Here is a 23526-nt window from a genome sequence, read left to right as displayed (position 1 = left end):
CCGGTGTGAACAAACAGATCTCGGCCGAATCGGCTGGCGTATACCCGGTCCCGTCGGCGTGGTTGGGCCGCTCGTGGCGCCTGAGCCTGTTCGGATACCTGCTGGCCGGTGCAGCCGTGCTGCTCGGCTGGGCGGCCGTGCACACCCTGGCCGGCGGCCATCCACTGACTGCGGCTGCCGCGGCATCCGGCAGTGCCGGGGTGGCGTTGTGGGCGTGGTCGTGGCGTCGCACCGGGCGGCGGCAGCGCAGCGGACGAATTGCCGTGGCGGGCGTTCGGACCCACCGGTATGCGCTGTGTCTCGGGGTCGACCCGGCGGCGCTGTGCTGCGACATCGCGTCGGCGTTGGGCATGGGTGCGGCGGGTGTCCTCGCGTTCGTGGCGGTGTGGCGCGGTGACCTCGACATGTCATGGATGCAGGACTCGCCGCGGCATCCGACCGCCTACACCTTTCTCGCCGTCGGTGTGGTCGGCGCCGCCGAGGGGCTGCTGGTGATTCGTCGTGGCACATCGGCGGTCACCGTGTCCCCGGACGGTGTCGACGTCGGTGCCCTCGCGGGCCGGCGTCGATTCCTCCCCTGGGGCGAGGTGGTCGCGGTGCGGGCGGTACCGACGTCGGCAAGCCGACGCGAGGGCGCCCGGATGACCACCACCGCGGACAAGGACGCGACGGCGATCCGCGCCCGCGAGATCCGGCTGGACCCGCTGCATCTGGGGGCGTCCGGGGCATTCTGGCTCATCGACTTCTATGCCCGCCATCCCGAGCTGCGCGACGAACTCGGCGACACCCGCGCGACGCGGCGTCTGCGCACGGGCTCGGTCGTCGAGGACGCCGGTCGCCATGTCCGATGATCCGGCCGACCGGGGAGCCGACTGCCCGATTCCCGCGGAATATCTTGCGGTGCTTCGTGATCTCGGAGCCGATCCACGGAACCGGGCGAAGATCGGCGATGTCGTCGGCGCACTGGGCGACCAGACGATCACCGACACCGTCTTCCCGATGCCCGCCCAATGGCGGTCCGACGACTACGCGCTGTTCCGCGCCGACGAGCGGGTGTGCGAGGCGGAGTACCGGCGTCGCCTCGCGGTCGCGATCGACGAGTGGATCGACACCGGCGGATGGTCGTGGCGCAGCGGGGGACTGGCGCCGGCGGATCTGAACCGGATCGGTGCGTGGGTACGCGCCCAGCTCGACGATGAGATCAACAACTGGGAGATCAACAACTGGGAGATCAACAGCGGGCGCAGTTCCCGTCTGTGACGGCGCCGGGGATGAGACGACGAGACCCGGGACGCACGCGCGCGTCCCGGGTCTCGTCGTCGACGGTGATCCGTCCCGATCAGATCGGTGTGAAGCCCTTGTAGTTGGTGGACTTCACGTAGTTGAGAATCGCGGCGGCGTTGGTGCCCTTCTCCGGTCCGACGCAGCCGAGCAGGTAGTACGCGTTGACCATGCCGACGAGGCGATTGCCGACGACCACCGGGCTGCCGGAGTCGCCTTCGATGACGCACATCTGGGTGAGGTGGACGTCGCCGTCGGAGAACCACGCCACGCCGCAGGTGTTGCCGGTGGTGCGTCCCTGTTTGCAGGCGATGGTCGGGAAGCCGATCGGTCGCGTGTCGATGCCGCTGATGGTGACACCCTGTACCGTGCGCAACGGAACGACGTTGCTGTTGAACTTGATGATCGCGATGTCTTCCTTGGGATCGGAATGCGTGATGACCCCTGCCACGCCGCGATCGGAGAAGCTCTCGGAGAGCACCTGCTGATTGGGCTGGCCGCAGTGTCCGGCGGTGATGCCGATCAACTCACCGGTCTTGGCGTGGCCAATGGTGGTCAGTGTGCACGCGGCCGCCGAGTTGCCGCCCTCGAGGACCAGGATTCCCGAGCCGCCACCGAGGTAGATCTTCGGTTGCGCAGCCGTGGCCGTGCCCGGAGCCCCCCAGCCGGCCAGTACCGTTGCCGCCAGAACAGCCAACAGTACTGTCAGCTTCTTCTTCATCCACACACTCCACTCTTGTTCTTGATCCACGGCGACCGGCGCGGGTGGTGGACCAATTCATAGCGATCGACACACGTGATCGACTGGGCGACGTCACCCCCCGAACAGCCACCGTACCGGCGCTGGAGAGGCATCGATCTCACGCAAGGATTCCGCTACCGCATTGGAATGCTTCCGTAATGCCGCTCACAATGTACACGTCGAACCTGAGCGTCGAGACCGAGTTGGCCGCCCGGTTGTCCGACGTCGATGCGGCGGCCTCTAAGCTGTGGGGCGGATGTCCCTACGACATCGCACCCGATCTCGCAACCGATTCTGGAGAACAAACGTGACCTCAGCAGGCCTGCCGGTCGTCCTCATCGCCGACAAATTGGCCCCATCCACCGTGGAAGCCCTCGGCGACGGCGTAGAGGTGCGCTGGGTGGACGGTCCGGACCGTCCCAAACTTCTCGAGGCCGTCGTCGACGCCGACGCGATCCTGGTTCGATCCGCCACCACCGTCGACGCCGAGGTGCTCGACGCCGGTAAGAAGCTGAAGATCATCGCACGTGCCGGCGTCGGACTCGACAACGTCGACGTGCCCGCCGCCACCGAACGTGGCGTGATGGTGGTCAACGCGCCCACCTCCAACATCCACACCGCGGCCGAGCATGCGATCGCCCTGCTGATGTCGGCGGCGCGACAGATCCCGGCCGCCGATGCGACGCTGCGCGAGCACACCTGGAAGCGCTCCTCGTTCAACGGTGTGGAGATCTTCGACAAGACCGTCGGCGTCGTCGGACTCGGCCGCATCGGGCAGCTCGTCGCCGCCCGGCTGGGGGCCTTCGAGACCCACGTGATCGCCTACGACCCGTACGTGTCGCCGGCGCGTGCCGCCCAACTCGGCATCGAACTGGTCTCCCTCGACGAACTCCTCGAGCGCGCCGACTTCGTCACCGTGCACCTGCCCAAGACGCCGGAGACCCTGGGACTCATCGGGGCCGAGCAGCTCGCCCGCACCAAGAAGGGGGTCGTCATCGTCAACGCCGCCCGCGGTGGCCTCGTCGACGAGCAGGCCCTGGCCGACGCGATCACCTCGGGACAGGTGCGCGCCGCCGGCCTGGACGTCTATGCCACCGAGCCGTGCACCGACTCCCCGCTGTTCGAGCTCCCGCAGGTCGTCGTGACTCCGCACCTGGGAGCCTCGACCAGTGAGGCACAGGACCGCGCCGGCACCGACGTCGCCAAGAGCGTGCGGCTGGCCCTGGCCGGACACTTCGTGCCCGACGCGGTCAACATCGTCGGCGGTGCCGTCGACGAAGAGGTCGCCCCGTGGCTGGAGATGGCCCGCAAGCTCGGTGTGCTCGTCGGCGCGATCAGCTCCGAACTGCCGAGCTCGATCGTCGTCGATGTCCGCGGTGAGTTGGCGTCGAGCAAGGTCGACGTGCTCGGTCTGTCGGCCCTGCGCGGTCTGTTCGAGGCGGCCCTCGAGGAGCCGGTGACCTTTGTCAACGCCCCCAAGGTGGCCGAGGATCGCGGTGTGACCAGCGAGGTCACCGTCGCCACCGAGAGCCCCAACCATCGCAGCGTGGTCGACGTCAAGGCGGTCTTCGCCGACGGTTCGGTGCACAACGTGGCCGGTTCACTCACCGAACCGCATCAGGTGGAGAAGATCGTCAACATCAACGGGCGCAATTTCGATCTGCGTGCCGAAGGCCTGAACCTGCTGGTCAGCTACGCCGATCAGCCGGGTTCGCTCGGCAAGATCGGCACCCTGCTCGGTGATGCCGGGGTCGACATCCTGGCCGCCGGCCTGTCGCAGGATGCCGAGGGCGGCGGCGCCACCATGGTGCTGCGCATCAGCCGCAAACTCGACGACTCGCTGGTCGACGCGATCTCGGCGGCGGTCGGCGCAACCCTCATCGAACAGGTGGATCTGTCATGAAACTCGCAGTAATAGCCGGCGACGGCATCGGACCCGAGGTCATCGGCGAGGCACTCGAGGTGCTGCGCGCGGTGGTTCCCGACGTCGACACCACCGACTACGACCTCGGTGCGCGTCGTTACCACCGCAACGGTGAACTGCTGACCGACGCCGACCTCGATTCGCTGCGTGAGCACGACGCGATCCTGCTGGGCGCGATCGGTGATCCGTCGGTGCCCTCGGGCATCCTCGAACGCGGTCTGCTTCTGAAGATGCGGTTCGCGCTCGATCATCACGTCAATCTGCGTCCGTCGCGGCGTCTGCCGGGGGTGACCTCACCGCTGGCCGGTGATCCCGACATCGACTTCATCGTGGTCCGGGAGGGCACCGAGGGTCCCTACACCGGCAACGGCGGTGCGATCCGGGTCGACACCCCGCACGAGGTGGCCACCGAGGTCAGCGTCAACACCCGATTCGGGGTGGAGCGTGTGGTGCGCGACGCCTTCGAACGGGCCACCCGCCGCCGTAAGCACCTCACCCTGGTCCACAAGACGAACGTGCTGACGTTCGCGGGATCGCTGTGGAGTCGCACGGTCGCCGAGGTGGGCAAGGAGTTCCCCGACGTCACCACCGATTACTGCCATGTGGACGCGGCCACCATCTACCTGGTGACCGATCCGGGGCGGTTCGACGTCATCGTCACCGACAACCTGTTCGGCGACATCATCACCGACATCGCGGCCGCGGTGTCCGGCGGTATCGGCCTGGCGGCGTCGGGCAACATCGACGCCACCCGCACCAACCCGTCGATGTTCGAGCCGGTGCACGGCAGCGCGCCCGACATCGCCGGGCAGGGCAAGGCCGATCCCACGGCGGCGATCCTGTCGGTGGCGTTGCTCCTCGACCACGTCGGCCGGTCCGATGACGCGCGCCGCGTCGAGAAGGCGGTCGCGGACGATCTCCTCGAGCGCGACGGCGCGCAGCTGTCGACGTCCGAGATCGGCAAGCGCATCCGAGAGCGGCTGTAGCGCAACCGCTTCGGCGTAGCTTTCGTTCATCAGACACCGATGGCCGGTCCCGAACAGGGGACCGGCCATCGGTGTTCGGTCGGCTCCACTTGTTCTAGTTGCACTAGAACTATAGGATCAGGGTGTGTTGATTCGCATCGATCCGACCGATCGGACGCCGATCTTCGCCCAGATCGCGTCATCGGTCCGCCGGTCGATCGCGGACGGAGAGGTGCATCCCGGAGAGCGACTGCCGGCGGCACGCGAGTTGGCCGCGTCCCTGGACGTCAACATGCACACGGTGTTGCGCGGCTACCAGATTCTGCGCGACGACGGACTGGTCGAGTTGCGACGGGGCCGCGGCGCGGTGGTCTCCGCGCACGCACCGGTTCGCGCCGAGATGGGTGATGCGCTCGACCGTCTGGTGGAGGTGGCGCGGCGGTTCGGCGTGAGCGCACCCGAACTGGCTGCGGAGATCACGAGGAGGATGACATGAACGACGTTCGACCGGCCCCGACGTCACGGTCGCTGTGCATTGTGGTGGCGATCGTGACCGTTCCGGCGGTGACGATGGCCCTCACCGGTGCCCTCGCCCTGACATCGTGGTGGCCCGACCTGCCCGATCCCGTTGCCTCCCATTGGGGTTCAAGTGGAGTCGACGGCACCAGCAGCCTGTTCGGCGTATGCGTCACCCTCGCCGCGGTAATCGTCGTCGGAGCCGTCGTCGGCGGCCTCGCGGTGGTCGGTGCGGCCACCGGCCGAGTGGCCGACTCGCGCGCACTGCGATGGATCCTGGCCCTGGCCAACGGTTTGTCCGTCTTCGTGACCGTGCTGCTGCTCGGTGCGATCGAGGCGCAGCGCGGCGTCACCGACATCCACCGGGTGTCGCCACCGGCCCTCGCGATCGTCGTCGCGGCGGTGTGTGGGCTGAGCGTCGCGGCACTGTCAGCGATCGCGGTACCGTCGTGGCCGTCGCCCCGACGTGATCCCGTCGGTGTGGTGCCCACCGCGCAACTCGGTGCGGCAGAACGCTTTCTGTGGCAGCGCCGGGTGGCGATGTCGACGATCCCGACGATCGTCGTGATCGCGTCACTCGGGACGGTGATCATCGTCGCGGCCGTGACCGGGCTGTGGTGGTTGCTCATTCTGGCGGCGGTACTCGCCACGCTGATGGCGGCATTCTGGTCGGTCCGGGTGACCGTCGACCGCAACCACCTCGCCGTGCAGAGCATGATCGGATGGCCGCGAATCCGCGTCCCGATGACCGACATCGTCCGCGCCGAGGTGGTGAGGGTGCACGCGCTGCGTGACTTCGGCGGCTACGGTCAGCGGATCGCCATACGCGGACCCCTCGCCGGCGCACAGGGATTCGTGATCCGGTCCGGAGACGCGTTGCTGGTCACCCGATCCGACGGGCGGCGTGACCTCGTCGTCGACGACGCCGCGGTGGCCGCGGGGCTCATCAATGCGACTGTGGCGCAGGAGAAGACGTAGAGGCGCTGTTTCATTGGCTGCCCTGCCTCACCGACTCCGGCCGGGGCGCCGGGTCATCGGGGACCAACGGTGCGGCGATGGCCGGGGCGATCGCCCCCGCGGCGAACGCGAGGGGAAATCCGACGGCGGTGATGACAGCCCCGAAGATCGGCGTCGTGACCGCGGTCGCGAGGTACTGGGCCGTGTTTTGCACGGCCAGACCGCGTCCACTCCAGCGCGGGCCGGCGAACTCGGCGATCGCGGTGAACGCCAGGCCGTTGTCGGCCACCGACGCGATCGACGCGATCACCATGAGCACCACCGACATCGAACTGTCGCGCCAATCGGTGAATGCCAACACGCCCATCGACAACCCGGCCGCCACCGCGATCACCCGGATCGGACGCATTCTCGACAACCACGCATCCGACCAGCGGCCGGCCGCGATCCGGCCGAATGCCCCGATGGTCTGGGTGATGGTGACCAGGATGCCCGCCGTGGCCGGCGACCAGTGCCGCGCCACGATCAGCCAGGTCGGCACGAACGTCCAGAGCATCGACTGCGGGATCACCAGCAGCACACTGACCGCGTGCACCCGGGCCAGGAACCAGCCCTGCCGGTAGGGGTTTCGGGTGGATTCCGGTGCGGTGCCGTCGGCTCGGCGGAGCGGTGGTGGATCGGCGATTCCCAGCAGGCATGCGAGCAGCCCGATGAGCGTGACGGCGACCGGAACCACCAGGGCCGCAGCGATTCCGTGCCGTTCGGCGAGTACCGGCATGGTCAGCGCACATACGGCGATGCCCAACGGCTGGGCCATCTGCCGCACGCCCATCGCCGTGCCGCGTTGCTGCGGTGGGAACCACCCGACCACGATCCGCCCGGATGCCCCGTTGGCCGCGCCCGACCCGAGTCCGCCCAGGAACAGGCAGGCCGCCAGTACCGAGAACGGTGCCGAGGTGGCGGCGGCGATCGCGGTGGCCACCGCGGCGAGAAGGGTGATCGACAGGGACACCGTCAGGATCAGCCGCTCGCCGTGGCGGTCCAGCAGCGCACCCCAGCCGAGGATCGCCAGCATCAGACCGACGGTCGGAATCGCCGCGAGGACCGATGCCTGCGAGACGGTCATACCCGACGCATGCAGTGCGGGAATGAGATAGGCGACGCCACTGACCACGCAGGTGGTCGTCATCGCGGCGACCAGCGAGCAGACGAGCATCACCCACCTCCGGGTGGTGCCGACGTTCTCGACAGTGCGCATCACACCTCCGCAGGATCGGCGAATCTCAAATATTGAGAATCAGTTTCCACATTCTAGAACCGGATCGTGTCGCGGGACCAACCGACGTCTCGAAGTGTGGACATCTGCGGTGCGATACCCTCGCATCTATGCGCCTAGGTCGAATCGCCAGTCCGGACGGTGTCGCGTTTGTCTCGCTCGACGATTCCCCGGAGGGGATCGTCGCCAAGGAGATCGCCGAGCATCCGTTCGGCACACCGACGTTCACCGGACGTTCGTGGCCGCTGGCCGACGTCCGACTGCTCGCGCCCATCCTGGCCACCAAGGTCATCTGCATCGGCAAGAATTACGCGGCACATGTGGCGGAGATGGGTGGGCAGGCACCCGCATCGCCGGTGATCTTCCTCAAGCCGAACACCTCCATCGTCGGTCCCGAGGTGCCGATCGTGCGGCCGCCGTCGTCGGAGCGGGTCGACTTCGAGGGGGAGTTGGCCGTCGTGATCGGACGGCCCTGCAAGGACGTCAAGGCCGCCGACGCCAAGAGTGCGATCCTGGGATACACGATCGCCAACGATGTCACCGCGCGTGATCAGCAGTCGATCGACGGTCAGTGGACCCGGGCCAAGGGTTATGACACCTTCTGCCCGCTCGGCCCGTGGATCGACACCGACTTCGATCCCGCCGACGCCCAGATCACCACCGAACTCGACGGTGAGGTCCGTCAGCGCAGCCGCACCTCACTGATGTTGCACGACGTGGGGGCGATCATCGAGTGGATCTCCCGGGTGATGACGCTGCTGCCCGGCGACGTCATCCTGACCGGCACACCCGACGGGGTCGGCCCGATGGTGGCCGGACAACGGGTGTCGGTCAGCGTCGAAGGCCTGGGCACCCTGACCAATCCGGTGGTGGACAAGCCGTGACCGCGCCCGCGCAGACCGTGCGCGTCAACGGGATCGACATCGCCTACGAGGTCGCGGGAACCGGTCCACTGGTCGTGATGGTGATGGGCACCGGAAGTCCGGGCCGGGTGTGGAAGGCCAATCAGGAACCGGCGCTGCGCAAGGCCGGCTATCGCGTGGCGCTCTTCGACAACCGGGGTATCGCGCCGTCGTCGGAGTGCGCCGACGGCTTCACCCTCGACGACATGGTCGCCGACACCGCGGCACTGATCGAGCATCTCGGCGGACCGGCGTTCGTCGTCGGGACGTCACTGGGTGCCCGGATCGCCCAGGAACTGGCCCTGGCTCGCCCCGACCTCGTCCGCGGTGCGGTCATGCTCGCCACCTACGGGCGCAATACTCCACTGCAGGAAGCGATTTCGGCGGGGGAGCGCGCGCTCTACGACCGGGGCATCACCCTGCCGCCGGACTACGCGGCCGCGATCACCGCGCACCTCAACCTCTCACCGCACACCCTCGACGACGACCGCGCCGCACGCGACTGGCTCGACATCATCGGGTTCTCCCCGCAGACGGTGACGCCGGGGGTGCGGGCGCAGCTCGAGTTGCACCACGGCGAGCTCAACCGGCTGGCCGCCTACCGCCAGATCTCCCGGCCTGCGCTGGTGGTCGGTTTCGCCGACGACCGCACCCTGCCGGCGAAACTGGCCCGCGAGGTCGCTGAGGCGATCCCCGGCGCCGAGTACGCCGAGGTCGCCCGGGCCGGCCACTTCGGCTATCTCGAGCAACCCACCGAGGTGAACAAGCTCATCGTCGACTTCTGCGACCGCCACCGGGACTGACCTCGGCATCGGCGCATTCGATACGCTGAGCGCCATGGCCAGTACCGATCCAGTCAGCACCGACGCCTTCCGGGTTCGTTTCTGCCCGTCGCCCACGGGTACGCCCCACGTCGGCATGGTGCGCACCGCGTTGTTCAACTTCGCCGCGGCGCGTCACCACAAGGGCACCTTCGTCTTTCGTATCGAGGACACCGACGCCGCACGTGACTCCCAGGAGTCTTACGACGCCATTCTGGAGTCGCTGCGGTGGCTCGGTCTGGACTGGGACGAGGGCCCCGAGGTCGGCGGCCCCTACGGTCCGTACCGCCAATCGCAGCGACGCGACATCCACCTCGACGTGGTGCGTCGCCTCCTGGAATCCGGTGCGGCCTACGAGGCGTACTCCAGCCCCGAGGAGGTCGAGGCCCGCCACCGTGCCGCCGGCCGTGACCCCAAGCTCGGCTACGACAACTTCGATCGGGAACTGACCGACGAGCAGCGCGCCGCCTACCGCGTCGAGGGCCGTAATCCCGTTGTGCGACTTCGCATGCCGGATCGCGACATCGCGTGGGACGATCTGGTGCGCGGCACCACCACCATCAAGGCCGGCACGGTGCCCGACTTCGCGCTCACCCGCGCCAACGGGGATCCGCTCTATACCCTGGTCAATCCCGTCGACGATGCGATGATGAAGATCACCCACGTCCTGCGCGGTGAGGATCTGCTCAGTTCCACGCCGCGTCAGATCGCGCTCTACGAGGCGTTGATGGGTATCGGTGTCGCCGAGCGTGTTCCCGAGTTCGGGCACCTGCCGTTCGTGATGGGGGAGGGCAACAAGAAGCTCTCCAAGCGGGATCCGCAATCCAGCCTGTTCCACCATCGCGATCGCGGCTTCCTGCCCGAGGGCCTGCTCAACTACCTGGCGCTGCTCGGCTGGGGATACTCGCACGAGACCGACGTCTTCACCCTTGAGCAGATGATCGGCGCGTTCGAGGTCGGCGACGTCAACTCCAACCCGGCCCGCTTCGACCAGAAGAAGGCCGACGCGATCAACGCCGAACACATCCGGATGCTCGAACTCGGCGACTTCACCGCACGCCTCAAGAGCTACCTGACCGAGCACGGGCACCTGCCGGCCCGCGTCGATGACGCGGCGTTCGCCGTCGCCGCGGAGCTGGTGCAGACCCGCATCCAGGTCCTCGGCGATGCGTGGGGACTGATCTCGTTCCTCTACGTCGACGAGGCGGACTTCACCATCGACGAGAAGGCCGCGGCCAAGAATCTCGGTGCCGACGCCGTCGAGGTACTCGACGCCACCATCGCGGCGACGGAGTCGTTGGACTCGTGGCAGACGACGGCGCTGCACGATGCCCTCAACGCCGCGCTGATCGACGATCTGGGGCTCAAGCCACGCAAAGCGTTCGGGCCGGTGCGGGTGGCGGTGACGGGCTCCGCGGTGAGTCCGCCGCTGTTCGAGTCGATGGAGTTGCTGGGCCGCGACGTCAGCCTGGCCAGACTGCGAGCGGCTCGCGAACTGGCCGCAAAATAGCCTCTGACCAGCCGATTTGTGGTTGCACGGTAGACCTCTGCTAATCTATCGCAGGTTCTTTTCCGAGAGGAAGAGAGAAAACCTTGGGGTATGGTGTAATTGGCAACACAGCTGATTCTGGTTCAGCCATTCTAGGTTCGAGTCCTGGTACCCCAGCGACCACACAAGGTCCATGGCCCCGTCGTCTAGCGGCCTAGGACGCCGCCCTCTCAAGGCGGTAGCGCGGGTTCGAATCCCGTCGGGGCTACAAGAAGGCCCCCTTCCCGGAACACCGGGGAGGGGGTCTTTTTCTTACGCGATCGCGCATGCGGCGCGCCGATCAGTGGGGACCTGTGGGGTACCGGTCACTGCTGATGTCCGAAGACCTGCCCCCTCGAGTTGCCCGAATGGTTCGTGCTCAAGTGGCGTGAGAAGTATCACTTCGGCCACGACCGTGACGGTCGGCCGGGCCGGCCCCTGGTAAGTCGGTCGGAGAAGAAGTTCTACGACGCCCCCGCGCGAAGAGATTCTCATCGATCTGCAGCGAATCGTCGCCGCCGAGAAGACCTGGCTGCATGGACTCGATCCGGTGCTCCTGCACGAGGACGGCCAGATCACCTGGATTCGGGTCACCGCCGACGAGGTGACCTTCGCCGAGTCATTGCTCTGGCGGCGCGTCGAAGAGATCATCCCCTTTTGCGGTCCCGGTTTCCTGGAGGAGTGAGCGCGGTGTGCTGTGCGAGCAACGCACGGTGAACGGGTTCGGACGCACGGTGAACGGGTTCGGACGCACACTCGACGGGTTCGGACGCACACTCGACGGGTTCGGACGCACACTCGACGGGTTCGGACGCACACTCGACGGGGTCAGAGGTATTCCGCGGTCGACCCCGACGCAGGCATGGCCGGGATACCCAACTTGCGGTGATCCCAGGACCGGGTCCGGTTCGGGATGAAGCGCACCGCCACCCGCTTGTTCATCATCTGCTCCACGAACGGTTTGGACTCCTCGGTGTAGGGCGCGGTGTAGCGCTCCCACACCGAGATCCCGACCTTCAGGCAGGAGTCCGGACCGTCGAGGATCTCCGCGGTGCCCTCGATCGCGATGCCGCGCAACGTGTCGTAAGTGTCGCCGTCCTCGATCATCACCGAGCACGCGGGAGTGCGGCGCAGGTTGACCGCCTTCTGCGACTTGGCCTTGGTCTCGAACCAGATCTCACCGTCGACGACGCCGTACCACATGGCGACCAGATGGATCTGGCCCTGCGGGCCGGTGGTGGCCAAGGTCGCGGTGCGACTGCGGGCGATGAAGTCGGTGATCTCGTCCTCGGACATGACGATCTGCTGTCTCTGATTGGTTCCCATGCCCGATGACGCTAGTGGGTTGAATCCGGGTGTGGTAACCCAGATCACGTTTCTGGCCCGAACTCAGCCCTGGGTGACGAGGCGTTTGTGGATCGCGTCGGCGGCCGCGAGAAGGTCGGCGGCCCACCGGGCGCCGGGTCGGCGGCCCATCCGGTCGATCGGACCCGACACCGAGATCGCCGCGATCACCTCGCCGTCGGCGTCGCGCACCGGGGCCGAGACGCTGGCCACGCCGGCGGCCCGTTCGCCCGCGCTCTGCGCCCACCCGCGCCGCCGGATCTCATGCAGCGCACGGTCGCTGAACACGCTGTCGGCCAACAGCGAACGCTGGGTATGCGGGTCGGCCCAGGCGAGCAAGACCTTCGCCGCCGACCCCGCGCTCATCGGGAACCGGGTACCCACCGGCACGGTGTCGCGCAGCCCGGTCGGCGGTTCCATCGCCGCGATGCAAACGCGTTCGGACCCCTCGCGGCGATAGACCTGCACCGACTCCCCGGTGATCTCGCGTAGGCGTGGCAGCACCATCAGGGATGCCTCGCGGACGAGATCGTGTGCGGAGGAGGCCAGTTCGTTGAGTGCGGGACCTGGGTACCAGCGTCCCGCCGCGTTGCGTGCGAGCAGCCGATGGGCCTCCAGTCCGACCGCGAGACGATGGGCGGTGGCCCGGGGCAGTGCGGTGCGGTCACACAACTCGGTGAGATTGCACGGTGTTTCGGCGATGGCGCGCAGCACGGTCACCGACTTGTCGAGGACTCCGATTCCGCTGGTCGGTTCCGATGCGCTATCCTTTCCCATAGGACGATACTAACTGTCCAAATAGTGAGATGCACGTCGATGGCCGATTCAGCCCGCTTCGGTCGCCGCCCCGACGTGACCGAGATGGATGTGAGTGCAGCCATGACGAACAGCCCGACCGGCGCCGTGCAGCACGGCGCACCGCGCACGCTTGCCGAAAAGGTGTGGGACGACCACGTTGTCGTTCGCGGGAACGGCGAGCAACCCGACCTCATCTACATCGACCTGCACCTCGTCCACGAGGTGACCAGTCCGCAGGCCTTCGACGGTCTGCGCCTCGCCGGGCGTCCGGTGCGGCGCCGCGACCTGACGATCGCCACCGAGGACCACAACGTCCCGACCATCAAGACCGACCTGATCGCCGATCCGGTCTCGCGCACCCAGGTGGAGACCCTTCGCCGCAACTGCGAGGAATTCGGCATCCGGCTGCATCCGATGGGCGATGCCGAGCAGGGGATCGTGCACGTGGTCGGCCCGCAACTGGGGCTGACGCAACCGGGAATGACGGTGGTGTGTGGCGATTCCCACACCTCCACGCACGGTGCGTTCGGGGCGCTGGCGATGGGCATCGGCACCTCCGAGGTCGAGCATGTGCTCGCCACGCAGACGCTGTCGCTGCGTCCGTTCCGGACGATGGCGATCACCGTCGACGGTGAGTTGCCCCCCGGCGTCACGAGCAAGGACCTGATCCTCGCGGTCATCGCCGAGATCGGAACCGGTGGCGGGCAGGGTTATGTGCTCGAGTACCGCGGCCCGGCCATCGAGAAGCTGTCGATGGAGGCCCGAATGACCATCTGCAACATGTCGATCGAGGCGGGTGCGCGCGCCGGCATGATCGCGCCCGACGCGATCACCTATGACTTCCTCAAGGGACGTCCGAACGCCCCGCAGGGCGACGACTGGGATGCCGCAGTGGCCTACTGGGATTCGCTGCGCACCGACGACGGGGCGCAGTTCGACGCCGAGGTGCACATCGACGCCACACGGTTGTCGCCCTTCGTCACCTGGGGCACCAACCCCGGGCAGGGCGCGCCGCTCGGCTCGGTGGTGCCCGATCCGGCCGACTTCGGCGACGAGAACGCCGCCACCGCCGCGGCGAAGGCCTTGCAGTACATGGATCTGGCACCCGGAACCCCGCTGCGCGAGGTTGCCGTCGACACCGTCTTCGTCGGATCGTGCACCAACGGCCGCATCGAGGACCTGCGTGCGGTCGCCGAGATCCTCAAGGGCCGCAAGATCGCCGACGGTATGCGGATGCTCGTCGTCCCGGGTTCGATGCGGGTGCGGGCGCAGGCCGACGACGAAGGGCTCGGCGACATCTTCACCGCGGCGGGAGCCGAATGGCGGCAGGCGGGATGCTCGATGTGCCTGGGAATGAACCCCGATCAGCTCGCTCCCGGTGAGCGCTGCGCCTCGACGTCGAACCGGAATTTCGAAGGCCGACAGGGCAAGGGCGGTCGGACGCACCTGGTCTCGCCGGCCGTGGCGGCCGCGACCGCCGTCCGCGGAACCCTGTCCTCCCCGGCCGACCTTTAGCGGGCCGAAGCTCCGGATTCGTTCAGGCGCTTCTCAACTCCAGATCAACCCTGCCTCAGGCATACCTCACCTCACAGAGCGGAGCCACCCTCATGGAACCCTTCATCTCCCACACCGGGATCGGGGTGCCGTTGCGCCGCAGCAACGTCGACACCGATCAGATCATCCCTGCCGTCTACCTCAAGCGGGTGACGCGAACGGGTTTCGAGGACGGACTCTTCGCCGGATGGCGTAGCGACCCGGACTTCATCCTCAACGCCGAGCCCTGGAGCCACGGCTCGGTTCTGGTGGCCGGACCGGACTTCGGAACCGGATCGTCGCGCGAGCATGCCGTCTGGGCACTGTCCGACTTCGGTTTTCGGGTCGTCATCTCGTCCCGGTTCGCCGACATCTTCCGCGGCAACGCCGGCAAGGCCGGCCTGGTCGCCGCGCAGGTCGAGCAACCCGACGTCGAGCTGCTGTGGAAGCGACTCGAGGAGCAGCCGGGCCTGGAATTGACGGTGAGCCTTCCGGAGCGGACCGTGACCGCCGGAGACCTCGTGGTGCCGTTGACAATTGACGACTACACCCGCTGGCGTCTGATGGAGGGTCTCGACGACATCGGACTGACATTGCGGCAGGTAGAAGCCATTTCCGAGTACGAAAGCGGCCGTCCGCCTTTCAAGCCGGTGACCATGTAGAGTTCACTGATCCGCCCGCGGCACAACCCCGCGACGCGATCGACGGAACGTGGTTGCGCACCTCACATTTTCGCAACACGGCCCGTCGATTGGCGTGGAAGATGGACGTTTTCGTCTTCGACGTTTACCGTGTGGGGTTAGCTGGCCTCAACCGATCGGTCAGAACAGCTTGCGGAGGTATTCCCATGAACAAGGCAGAGCTCATTGATGAGCTGACCAAGAAGCTCGACGCGGATCGCAAGACTGCGACCGAAGCCGTCGAGCTCGTCGTCGACACCATCGTCCGCGCGGTCAACCGCGGCGAGAGTGTCACCATCACCGGATTCGGTGTCTTCGAGAAGCGTCGCCGCGCACCGCGCGTCGCCCGTAACCCACGCACTGGCGAGACCGTGAAGGTGCGCGCCACTTCGGTTCCGGCGTTCCGCCCGGGCGCGCAGTTCAAGGCCGTCGTCGCCGGCAAGCAGAAGCTGTCGGCCTCGGGCCCCGCGGTGAAGCGTGGCGCCGGTGCCGCCGCCCCGGCCAAGAAGACCGCGGCGAAGAAGACCACCACGGCCGCCAAGAAGGCCCCGGCCAAGAAGGCCCCGGCGAAGAAGGCCCCGGCCAAGACCACCGCGGCCAAGAAGGCCCCGGCGAAGAAGGCTCCCGCCAAGACCACCGCGGCCAAGAAGGCCCCGGCGAAGAAGGCCCCGGCCAAGACCACCGCGGCCAAGAAGGCCCCGGCAAAGAAGGCTCCCGCCAAGAAGACTGCGGCCAAGAAGGCTCCCGCCAAGAAGACCACGCGCCGCTGACGTTCGCGTCGGCGACTCGACACACCGCACAACTCACCCCTGACGCCCTTCCCTCGTCAGGGGTGAGTTGCTGTGTGGAGACGGCACTTCCGGCGGCGGAGCGGCACGCGGGCGGTCGATGCCGGCCGATGCCCCGGACGACTCAGCCGGTCTGCAGTGGAAGCGGACTGTCGACGTGGTCGGCGGCCACCAGCCGACCGTCGTCGAAGGACAGCACCCACACGCTGCCCTTGCGGTTGCGCGCCGGCGGCAGTTCGACGTTGTCGAGCCCGGCCCACCACGCGAGGAGTGGCTCAATCACCTTGCCCTGACTGCACACTGCCCGCACCTGGCCCGGACCCGACGTGGTGGCGAGTTCGCGGAACCGACGGCGGGTCGATTCCGGATCGGCGGCGTAGGCCTCCTCGGACAGGGCCGGCTCGTCGACGATCGGCAGCCCGGTCGCGCTGCTCGTGGGTTCGAGGGTCTGCACGCACCGCACCCGGTCGGCGCTGTGGAGTTCGGTGACGCCGTATGCATTCAGCAGCGGCGCCAGTGCCGCGGCCTGCGCGCGGCCCAGTGTGTCCAGCGGGCGTAGCCGATCGTCTCCGCGGTACTTCGACCGGCGGCCTGCGCGGGCATGCCGGATGATCACGAAGGTCGTCAGATCCACCGGCAGGCGGACGAACTCGCGGAGCACCTTTCGGTCGAGTCGGTAGCTGAGCAGGTGATCCGCCTGATCCACCGGCAACCACTCGATGGCATCCACCTCGTGGTTGGGCTCGAATCGACCGCTTGTCGACTCCGCCGACCAGTAGCGGACGTGCTTGCGCCCGTTGGGGAGATCGTAGGACACCGTGGACAACAGGCGCCCCAACCGGGTGTGGTGACCGGTCTCTTCGGCGATCTCGCGCACCGCGGTGTCGATCAGGGTCTCGCCGTCATCCGTCTTGCCCTTGGGGAGCGTCCAGTCGTCGTAGCGCGGGCGGTGGACCAGCCCGATCTCCACGGACTCACCGCTGTGGCGCCACAACACACCGCCCGCCGCCCAGATCGTCTTGGCGCCCGGGGACGATCCGGACGTGCGTTCCCGGCCTGGGGATGATCCCTGTGACTTTGACATCGCCGCAGATACTAGTACGCGCGGGTTATCGGCAGGTGTCGGCAGGCGGCACGATGCGCCCGCACCCGGGCGTACTCACGCACCCTGATCCCGGCGGTGATTGCGCCGCATCATCTGTCGCTGGTGATCGCGGACCTCCTCGCCGGCCGCCGGCGACGCCACCCAGCTGCCGTCGGAGTGCAGCACCCAGCAGCGGGTTCGGGGATCGAGGGCAGAGGAGAAGATGTCGTTGAGTTCTCCGGTCAGCCGTTCGTCACGCACCTGCACCATCACCTCGATCCGTCGATCGAGGTTGCGGTGCATCATGTCTGCGCTGCCGATCCAGTACTCGTCGGCGGCACCGAAGTGCAGGATGCGGGAGTGCTCGAGGAACTGGCCCAGGATCGAGCGCACCGTGATGTTGTCGCTGACGCCCGGCATGGCGGGTCGCAACGCGCAGATCCCGCGGACCACGATCTCGACGGGCACCCCGTTCTGCGACGCCCGATACAGCGCGTCGATCACCTGCTCGTCGACAAGCGCGTTGGCCTTCAAACGAATTCGGGCACGCTCGTTGCCCTCGTGAAAGGCGGTGATCTCCCGGTTGATACGTTCGATGATGCCCGAGCGAATCCCGTTCGGGGCCACCAGGATGTTGCGGTACTCCTTCTTCCGCGAGTATCCGGTGAGCGTGTTGAACAGGTCGGTCAGGTCCGCGCCGATGTCCGGTGCGGCGGTGAGCAGACCCACATCTTCGTAGAGCCGCGCGGTCTTCGGGTTGTAGTTTCCGGTGCCGATGTGGCAGTACCGCTTGATCGTCGAGCCCTCGCGACGGACCACCAGACATGTCTTGCAGTGCGTCTTGAGGCCCACCAGGCCGTAGACCACGTGCACGCCGGCCTGTTCGAGTTGCCGGGCCCACTTGATGTTGGCCTGCTCGTCGAAACGCGCCTTGATCTCCACGAGGGTGACCACCTGCTTGCCGGCCTCGGCGGCGTCGATCAACGCGTTGACGATCGGCGAATCGCCGGAGGTGCGATACAGCGTCTGCTTGATCGCGAGGACCTGCGGGTCGGCGGCGGCCTGCTCGATGAACCGCTGCACGCTCGTGGAGAACGAGTCGTAGGGGTGATGGACGAGGACGTCACCCTCGCGCAGTGTGGAGAACACACTCTTGGGGGTTTCCCGTTCGCCGAAGGCCGGATGCGTTCCGGGGACGAAGGGCCGGTCCTTGAGGTGGGGTCGGTCGAGCGCATACACCTCGAACAATGCCGACAGATCCAACAATCCGGGTACCTGGATGACGTCGGCCGGGTTGACGTCGAGTTCACGCAGCAACAATTCGAGCATGTGCTCGCTCATGTCGTCGGCCACCTCGAGACGGACCGGTGACCCGAACCGTCGTCGGGCGAGTTCTCGTTCGAGTGCCTGCAGGAGGTCCTCGTCGCGATCCTCCTCCACCTCGAAATCGGCGTTGCGGGTGATCCGGAAGACGTGGTGATCGACGATCTGCATCTCGGGGAACAGATGCTTGAGGTTGGCCGCGATCAGGTTCTCCATCGGCAGGAGCACCGCGGGATGATGTCCGCGCCCGTCGGTCTCGGCCGAGCCCGGCGCGAGTTGGTCGACACGCACGAACCGATTGACGTTGTCGGGCACCTTGACTCGCGCGAAGTGCTCGCCGCCCTCGTGTGCATCCTTGACAGTGACCGCCAGGTTCAGCGACAACCCCGAGATGTAGGGGAAAGGGTGGGCGGGGTCGACGGCCAGCGGGGTCAGGACGGGGAACACCTGCTCGTGGAAGTATTCGACCATCCGCGTCTGCTGATCGTCATCGAGTTCGGCCCAGGTGACCACATGAATTCCGTTGGCCACCAAGGAGGGCCGCACGGAGTCGAGGAAGACGCGGGCATGCCGGTCGGCCAGCGTCTGGGTGCGGCCGGCGATGCGCAGCAGCTGCTCGCGCGGCGACAGGCCGTCGGCGGAGCGGACCGACAGGCCCGTCTCGTCACGCCGTTTGAGGCCGGCGACCCGCACCATGAAGAACTCGTCGAGGTTCGAGGCGAAGATTGCCAGGAACTTGGCCCGCTCGAGCAGGGGAAGGGAGGTGTCCTCGGCGAGTGCCAACACCCGCGAATTGAAGTCCAGCCAACTCAATTCCCGGTTCAGGTACCGGTCTTCGGGCAGATCGGCCGATTCTTCCGGCGTCAACGTCGCTGCGGGTGGGGCGCCGGGGATCGCCGTCACGGTCTGCGTCCCGGTGTCGTCTGCTGGGGTCACCGGTCAATAATGACCCATCATCGGATGGTTGCGCAGCCGCACCTGTCACCTACGGCGCTTCACCCGCGTCCGCCGGCATCGTGGGACGGGTCGATCCCCAGTGCCGCCCGCGTGTGCCGCCCGAGTCCCAGTGCCCAGGCGCGACGCAGATCCGCGGCGGTGTCGACGTCTGTGCGCAGGTCCGCCCAGCGGCTCCGGGTGGCGTCGAGATCGACGGCCCCGTCGGCGCGGTGCGCGGCCGCCGAGTCGATTCCGAAGCGCGGCAGCATGTTCAGTTCGACCGGGCGCAACAGCATCGCGGTGCCATCGCCGGCGGCGTCGGTGACCAGCGCCTGCGGCAGGGCATCGGCGGCGTCGATGACCTGCCGGATGCTGTGGGCGTCGGCCGCCGGCAGGTCCGCCTGCACCAACAGCACCCGTGGGCACTCGGGTCGGTGTCGGCGGATCCAGTCGATGCCCTCGGCGTAGGCGTGGTTGAGCGAGGGATCGGTGCGCGGAATCTCCCGGACCGCGTGGGCGCCGGCGGCGGTGACCTCGCCCAGCACCGCGGCATCCGGGCTCACCACCACGATCGGGTCCAGACCGGCGAGATGAACGGCGGTCATGGTGTCCAGGAGCATCGCCAGCACCAGGGCACGGTGATCCACCGGTCCTCGCCCGATGCCGGCGATCGGCAGCGACGCCGCGAGCCGGGTCTTGGCGGCGTCGAGGTTCTTGACCACCAACACCGCCCCGACCCCGCCGCCAAGGGCATGCGCGGGCGCACCGTCGCCACGCACCACACCATCGGGTCTCACGTCACCATGATGGACGACGGGCGACGAGCCCGACGATCGGGTGCGGGCAACCCCGGCCGGGGCCCGGATCGGGATTCGACGGAAAGTTCACGACGCGGCGGCGGCGGGACACTAGGGTGAGAGTGACGTTCGGTGAGCAGCGAAGGATGTGACACGTGCGCGCGGTGGTGATGGGTGCCGGTTCCTGGGGTACGGCGGCGGCGAAGGTCCTCGTCGACGCCGGCACCGAGACGACGATCTGGGCACGGCGGGCCGAACTGGCCGACACGATCAACGCCGAGCACACCAATCCCGATTACCTCCCCGGCATCTCCCTGCCCGAGCAACTGCGCGCGTCCAGCGTCATCGCCGAGGTGTTGCCCGACGCCGACATCGTCGTCTGCGCGGTGCCCTCACAGTCGCTGCGGGACAATCTGAGCGACTGGACCCCGCATCTGCGATCGGATGCCACCATGGTGTCTCTGGCGAAGGGTATCGAGACCCACACGTTGATGCGGATGAGCGAGGTCATCGCGGAGGTCACCGGATTCGGGCAGGCCCAGATCGCGGTGCTCACCGGGCCCAATCTGGCGCGGGAGATCGCCGAGGGGCAGCCGGCGGCGACGGTGATCGGGTGCGTCGACGAGGCGCGTGCCACCACCCTCCAATCCGCCTTCGCCACCGGGTATTTCCGTCCGTACACCAACACCGACGTCGTCGGCTGTGAGATCGGCGGGGCCGCCAAGAACGTCATCGCGTTGGCGTGCGGGATGGCCAGCGGTGTCGGTTTCGGTCAGAACACCCTGGCCACCATCATCACCCGCGGGCTGGCGGAGGTCATCCGGCTCGGTGCGGCGCTCGGTGCCGAGATCGAGACTCTCGCCGGGTTGGCCGGAATCGGTGACCTGGTGGCGACGTGCTCGTCGCCGTTGTCGCGCAACCGGACCTTCGGTGCCCGCCTCGGTGAGGGGGCGACGATGGAGGAGGCCCAGGAGGCCACCCACGGTCAGGTCGCCGAGGGCGTGAAGTCGTGTACGTCGGTGCGTGCCCTCGCCGAGAAGCATGGAGTGTCGATGCCGCTGACCGATGCGGTGCACGGGGTGTGTCACTCTGGGGTGTCGGTGGCCGACGCGGTGGCGTCACTGTTGGGGCGCACCACCAAACCCGAGGTGTATCGGGACTGACCCTCGTGCCACTGACCCCGTCAGTGCCCTGTCGGCGTCAGCCGAAATCGAGTGCCCTGTCGGCGTCAGCCGAAATCGAGTGGGCCCGACGGCAACACCTTGCCGATCGCCGCGGACACATCGGTGATCGAGGCGTTGCCGCCGGTGACCGGCACCCACAGGGCCACGTAGGGACGATGGTCGACACACACGTAGGCCTGCCCCCGTCCGTCGATGGTGTCGGTGATGAACCACTGGACGCCGTTGACCGTCTGCAGGCGGCTCGACGGGGCCAGTTCGCCGGGACGATCGACCCCGCAACGCACCGTCACCGGGTCACCGTCGTCGGTGCCGGACCAGGTCGCGGTGTCGCCGTCGACCGACTTCGATCCGAAGCCCTCGAAGGCGTTGGGCAGGGCGGCAAGCAGTTTCGCGCAATCAGCGCTCACCGCCGACTCGGCGGAGGCGTAGGAGGCGATGGGTGTGTCGCTCGACTGGGCCGACTTCATCGCCGCGAACGTGATGAATCCGACGATGACCATCACCGGGACGGCGACGAGGGTGGCGATCAGTGCCGGACTCAAGCGGGGACCGGACCCGGTGTCGGGAGAACTCACCAGCCCACCCTAGGTCATGTCCCCGTACACGCTGTTCGGTCCGGATCGACCGGGATCTGCGTCGCGCCGCCGGGGTTGCTGGGCCTCGTGGCGCTCAGTGGCCGGTGGTCACCACCGGGCAGGTCAGGGTTCGGGTGATGCCGTCGACCTTCTGGATCTGGGGGACCACGTCGTTGCTCAGGTGCGCGGCGTCGGCAGCATCCACACGGACGATCACGTCGTAAGGTCCGCTGACCTCCTCGGACGAGGCGACCCCCGAGATCTCTGCGATGGTCGCTGCGGCCAGTGCCGCCCGTCCGACCTCGGTCTGGATCAGTATGTATGCCTGAACCACGGCCATCCTCTCGATGTCTGCCACGTCGCGGGAATCGGGCTGATGACCCCGCCGCGGTGCGGTGGCGATCGGGGGAGACAGACCCGCGGACCACTACACTGCTGGCACACATTGTCGCTGACAACCTCGCGGGAGGCGAGTCGGCAGCAGAATCGAAGGGGCTCATCGTGCCGTCCGACGCCGTCCGCGACCCCGATGGGTCCGGACCCGACCGCACCAAGACGCTGGCTGAGGTCGGTGAGCGCGCGATCATCGCGATGTTCACCACAGCGGCCGCCGACGGTGGACCGGACATCGTGATCGGTTCGGGCGACGACGCCGCCGTCCTCGATGTGGGACCGACTGTGATCAGCACCGACACGGTGGTGCAGGGGCGCCATTTTCGGCTCGAGTGGTCCACTCCGGCCCAGATCGGCGCGCGCGCGGTGGTGCAGAGTGCCGCCGACATTGCCGCAATGGGTGGTCGCACCGTCGGCGTCGTCGTCTCGCTGGCCTGTCCGGCGGATACCGGGGTGGGGTGGTTACTCGATCTCAACGGCGGGATCGTCGACGCCGCCCACGCGCTCGGCGCGCGTGTGCTGGGCGGTGATCTGGTCGGCGCCGACGAGATCGTGGTGGGTATCACGTCGGTGGGGGCACTCGACGGACTGGCGCCGGTCACGCTGTCGGGGGCCCGCGCCGGGGATGTGCTGGCCGTCAGTGGGCCGTTGGGTGCAGCAGCCGCGGGTCTGGCGGTGATCGGTCGGTCCGGGGTGGCCCCGATGGCCCGCTGGCGCCGTGACGCCGATGCCCGGGCCGCGGTTGTCGAGGCATTCCTGGTTCCCGCGCCCGATCTCGGTGAAGGAGTCCGTGCGGCGCGGGCCGGTGCGCACGCGATGACCGACATCTCTGACGGCCTCGTCGAAGAACTGGTGACGATGTCGGTGTCGTCGGGGGTGGCTCTCGCGATCCGCAGTGAACTCATTCCGCGGCTGCCGGAGGTGACCGACGTGGCCGCGCTGCTCGGCGCCGACGCCGACGAGTGGGTGCTCACCGGAGGGGAGGACCACCAGTTGCTGGCGGCGCTGCCGCCCGCGGCGGTGCCGTCCGGGTGGGTGGTGATCGGCGAGGTGGCGCCGGGGCCCGCGTCGGTCACCGTCGACGGTCGACGGGCCGACACGATGCACGGCTGGCAGGCGTTTCGCTGACCTCACCCCGGGTGGGTGGGCCAGGTCCCGATCGCCGGGTGATTAGATCCT

At 67.7% G+C, this 23526-nt stretch carries 24 protein-coding genes and 2 tRNA genes; 17 read left to right on the top strand and 9 right to left on the bottom strand.

Annotated elements, in window-relative coordinates; genetic code table 11:
* Window positions 1-5 precede the first annotated feature (5 nt).
* Both ACWDPV_RS16530 and ACWDPV_RS16525 read left to right on the top strand, forming a co-directional pair.
* Window positions 6-851, top strand: coding sequence for a PH domain-containing protein (locus ACWDPV_RS16530; protein ID WP_449743869.1), 846 nt, complete (start codon window positions 6-8; stop codon window positions 849-851).
* Window positions 841-1260 (top strand): hypothetical protein, encoded by a 420-nt coding sequence (locus ACWDPV_RS16525; protein ID WP_449743868.1) that lies wholly within the window; start codon window positions 841-843, stop codon window positions 1258-1260. The genes ACWDPV_RS16530 and ACWDPV_RS16525 overlap by 11 nt, the downstream gene beginning before the upstream one ends.
* 79 nt (window positions 1261-1339) lie before the next feature.
* Here ACWDPV_RS16525 and ACWDPV_RS16520 read toward each other — a convergent pair whose 3' ends face one another.
* A complete protein-coding gene (locus tag ACWDPV_RS16520) occupies window positions 1340-2002 on the bottom strand; it encodes a trypsin-like serine protease (RefSeq protein WP_348806685.1) in 663 nt (220 codons plus the stop codon).
* A gap of 328 nt (window positions 2003-2330) precedes the next feature.
* Between ACWDPV_RS16520 and serA the strand changes: the two genes are divergently transcribed.
* The 4 genes from serA to ACWDPV_RS16500 all read left to right on the top strand — a co-directional run bounded on the left by serA (window position 2331) and on the right by ACWDPV_RS16500 (window position 6406).
* Window positions 2331-3926, top strand: a complete 1596-nt coding sequence (gene serA, locus ACWDPV_RS16515) for a phosphoglycerate dehydrogenase (protein ID WP_348806686.1) — start codon at window positions 2331-2333, stop codon at window positions 3924-3926.
* A complete protein-coding gene (locus ACWDPV_RS16510; protein WP_348806687.1) occupies window positions 3923-4933 on the top strand; it encodes a 3-isopropylmalate dehydrogenase in 1011 nt (336 codons plus the stop codon). The genes serA and ACWDPV_RS16510 overlap by 4 nt, the downstream gene beginning before the upstream one ends.
* Before the next feature lie 124 nt (window positions 4934-5057).
* Window positions 5058-5408, top strand: coding sequence for a GntR family transcriptional regulator (locus tag ACWDPV_RS16505; protein ID WP_348807903.1), 351 nt, complete (start codon window positions 5058-5060; stop codon window positions 5406-5408).
* Entirely contained in the window at window positions 5405-6406 is a 1002-nt protein-coding gene (locus ACWDPV_RS16500; RefSeq protein WP_449743867.1) for a DUF1648 domain-containing protein, read from the top strand. Before ACWDPV_RS16505 ends, ACWDPV_RS16500 begins: the two co-directional genes overlap by 4 nt.
* Window positions 6407-6416: 10 nt before the next feature.
* On the opposite strand, the gene ACWDPV_RS16495 is transcribed toward ACWDPV_RS16500, so the two are convergent.
* Window positions 6417-7643, bottom strand: coding sequence for an MFS transporter (locus ACWDPV_RS16495; protein WP_449743866.1), 1227 nt, complete (start codon window positions 7641-7643; stop codon window positions 6417-6419).
* 128 nt (window positions 7644-7771) lie between these two features.
* On the opposite strand from ACWDPV_RS16495, the gene ACWDPV_RS16490 reads away from it, so the two are divergent.
* The 6 genes from ACWDPV_RS16490 (at window position 7772) to ACWDPV_RS16465 (ending at window position 11597) form a co-directional block, all read left to right on the top strand.
* The gene (locus tag ACWDPV_RS16490) at window positions 7772-8545 is read left to right on the top strand and encodes a fumarylacetoacetate hydrolase family protein (RefSeq protein ID WP_449743865.1); all 774 of its coding nucleotides are present in this window, start codon (window positions 7772-7774) and stop codon (window positions 8543-8545) included.
* The gene (locus tag ACWDPV_RS16485) at window positions 8542-9366 is read left to right on the top strand and encodes an alpha/beta fold hydrolase (protein WP_449743864.1); all 825 of its coding nucleotides are present in this window, start codon (window positions 8542-8544) and stop codon (window positions 9364-9366) included. The genes ACWDPV_RS16490 and ACWDPV_RS16485 overlap by 4 nt, the downstream gene beginning before the upstream one ends.
* 34 nt (window positions 9367-9400) lie before the next feature.
* Window positions 9401-10894 carry a glutamate--tRNA ligase gene (gltX, locus tag ACWDPV_RS16480; protein ID WP_449743863.1) on the top strand — a complete coding sequence of 498 codons (1494 nt, stop codon included), beginning with the start codon at window positions 9401-9403 and terminating at the stop codon, window positions 10892-10894.
* A gap of 84 nt (window positions 10895-10978) precedes the next feature.
* Window positions 10979-11050, top strand: a tRNA-Gln gene (locus ACWDPV_RS16475).
* 18 nt (window positions 11051-11068) lie between these two features.
* Window positions 11069-11141: transfer RNA gene (locus ACWDPV_RS16470), tRNA-Glu, on the top strand.
* Window positions 11142-11462: 321 nt separating this feature from the next.
* Window positions 11463-11597 carry a hypothetical protein gene (locus ACWDPV_RS16465; protein ID WP_449743862.1) on the top strand — a complete coding sequence of 45 codons (135 nt, stop codon included), beginning with the start codon at window positions 11463-11465 and terminating at the stop codon, window positions 11595-11597.
* 143 nt (window positions 11598-11740) lie between these two features.
* Here ACWDPV_RS16465 and ACWDPV_RS16460 read toward each other — a convergent pair whose 3' ends face one another.
* Both ACWDPV_RS16460 and ACWDPV_RS16455 read right to left on the bottom strand, forming a co-directional pair.
* Window positions 11741-12238 (bottom strand): PPOX class F420-dependent oxidoreductase, encoded by a 498-nt coding sequence (locus tag ACWDPV_RS16460; RefSeq protein ID WP_449743861.1) that lies wholly within the window; start codon window positions 12236-12238, stop codon window positions 11741-11743.
* 63 nt (window positions 12239-12301) lie between these two features.
* Window positions 12302-13033, bottom strand: a complete 732-nt coding sequence (locus ACWDPV_RS16455; RefSeq protein WP_449743860.1) for an IclR family transcriptional regulator — start codon at window positions 13031-13033, stop codon at window positions 12302-12304.
* Window positions 13034-13135: 102 nt separating this feature from the next.
* Here ACWDPV_RS16455 and leuC point away from each other — a divergent pair, with 102 nt between their 5' ends.
* The 3 genes from leuC (at window position 13136) to ACWDPV_RS16440 (ending at window position 16037) form a co-directional block, all read left to right on the top strand.
* A complete protein-coding gene (gene leuC, locus ACWDPV_RS16450; RefSeq protein WP_449743889.1) occupies window positions 13136-14569 on the top strand; it encodes a 3-isopropylmalate dehydratase large subunit in 1434 nt (477 codons plus the stop codon).
* A gap of 92 nt (window positions 14570-14661) precedes the next feature.
* Window positions 14662-15249 carry a 3-isopropylmalate dehydratase small subunit gene (gene leuD / locus ACWDPV_RS16445; RefSeq protein WP_449743859.1) on the top strand — a complete coding sequence of 196 codons (588 nt, stop codon included), beginning with the start codon at window positions 14662-14664 and terminating at the stop codon, window positions 15247-15249.
* 185 nt (window positions 15250-15434) lie between these two features.
* Window positions 15435-16037, top strand: coding sequence for an HU family DNA-binding protein (locus ACWDPV_RS16440; RefSeq protein WP_449743858.1), 603 nt, complete (start codon window positions 15435-15437; stop codon window positions 16035-16037).
* A gap of 142 nt (window positions 16038-16179) precedes the next feature.
* On the opposite strand, the gene ACWDPV_RS16435 is transcribed toward ACWDPV_RS16440, so the two are convergent.
* From ACWDPV_RS16435 to cofC, 3 genes are all read right to left on the bottom strand, one after another.
* Complete coding sequence (locus ACWDPV_RS16435; protein ID WP_449743857.1) at window positions 16180-17139, bottom strand: NUDIX domain-containing protein; 960 nt, start codon at window positions 17137-17139, stop codon at window positions 16180-16182.
* A gap of 75 nt (window positions 17140-17214) precedes the next feature.
* Window positions 17215-19398 (bottom strand): RNA degradosome polyphosphate kinase, encoded by a 2184-nt coding sequence (locus ACWDPV_RS16430; RefSeq protein WP_449743856.1) that lies wholly within the window; start codon window positions 19396-19398, stop codon window positions 17215-17217.
* A gap of 59 nt (window positions 19399-19457) precedes the next feature.
* A complete protein-coding gene (gene cofC / locus ACWDPV_RS16425) occupies window positions 19458-20195 on the bottom strand; it encodes a 2-phospho-L-lactate guanylyltransferase (RefSeq protein ID WP_449743855.1) in 738 nt (245 codons plus the stop codon).
* Window positions 20196-20350: 155 nt separating this feature from the next.
* On the opposite strand from cofC, the gene ACWDPV_RS16420 reads away from it, so the two are divergent.
* Window positions 20351-21358, top strand: coding sequence for an NAD(P)H-dependent glycerol-3-phosphate dehydrogenase (locus ACWDPV_RS16420; protein WP_449743854.1), 1008 nt, complete (start codon window positions 20351-20353; stop codon window positions 21356-21358).
* A gap of 65 nt (window positions 21359-21423) precedes the next feature.
* Here ACWDPV_RS16420 and ACWDPV_RS16415 read toward each other — a convergent pair whose 3' ends face one another.
* Together ACWDPV_RS16415 and ACWDPV_RS16410 are read right to left on the bottom strand one after the other, a co-directional pair.
* Window positions 21424-21954, bottom strand: coding sequence for a DUF3515 domain-containing protein (locus ACWDPV_RS16415; protein WP_449743853.1), 531 nt, complete (start codon window positions 21952-21954; stop codon window positions 21424-21426).
* Window positions 21955-22048: 94 nt separating this feature from the next.
* Window positions 22049-22294, bottom strand: coding sequence for an Lrp/AsnC ligand binding domain-containing protein (locus ACWDPV_RS16410; RefSeq protein ID WP_348806738.1), 246 nt, complete (start codon window positions 22292-22294; stop codon window positions 22049-22051).
* Between the two features lie 161 nt (window positions 22295-22455).
* On the opposite strand from ACWDPV_RS16410, the gene ACWDPV_RS16405 reads away from it, so the two are divergent.
* Window positions 22456-23475 carry a thiamine-phosphate kinase gene (locus ACWDPV_RS16405; protein ID WP_449743852.1) on the top strand — a complete coding sequence of 340 codons (1020 nt, stop codon included), beginning with the start codon at window positions 22456-22458 and terminating at the stop codon, window positions 23473-23475.
* Window positions 23476-23526: the final 51 nt, after the last annotated feature.

The organism is Gordonia sp. NPDC003504, from assembly GCF_053587995.1.
The sequence above is the reverse complement of the archived record's forward strand: the minus strand, read 5'-3'. Positions and strand labels throughout refer to the sequence as shown.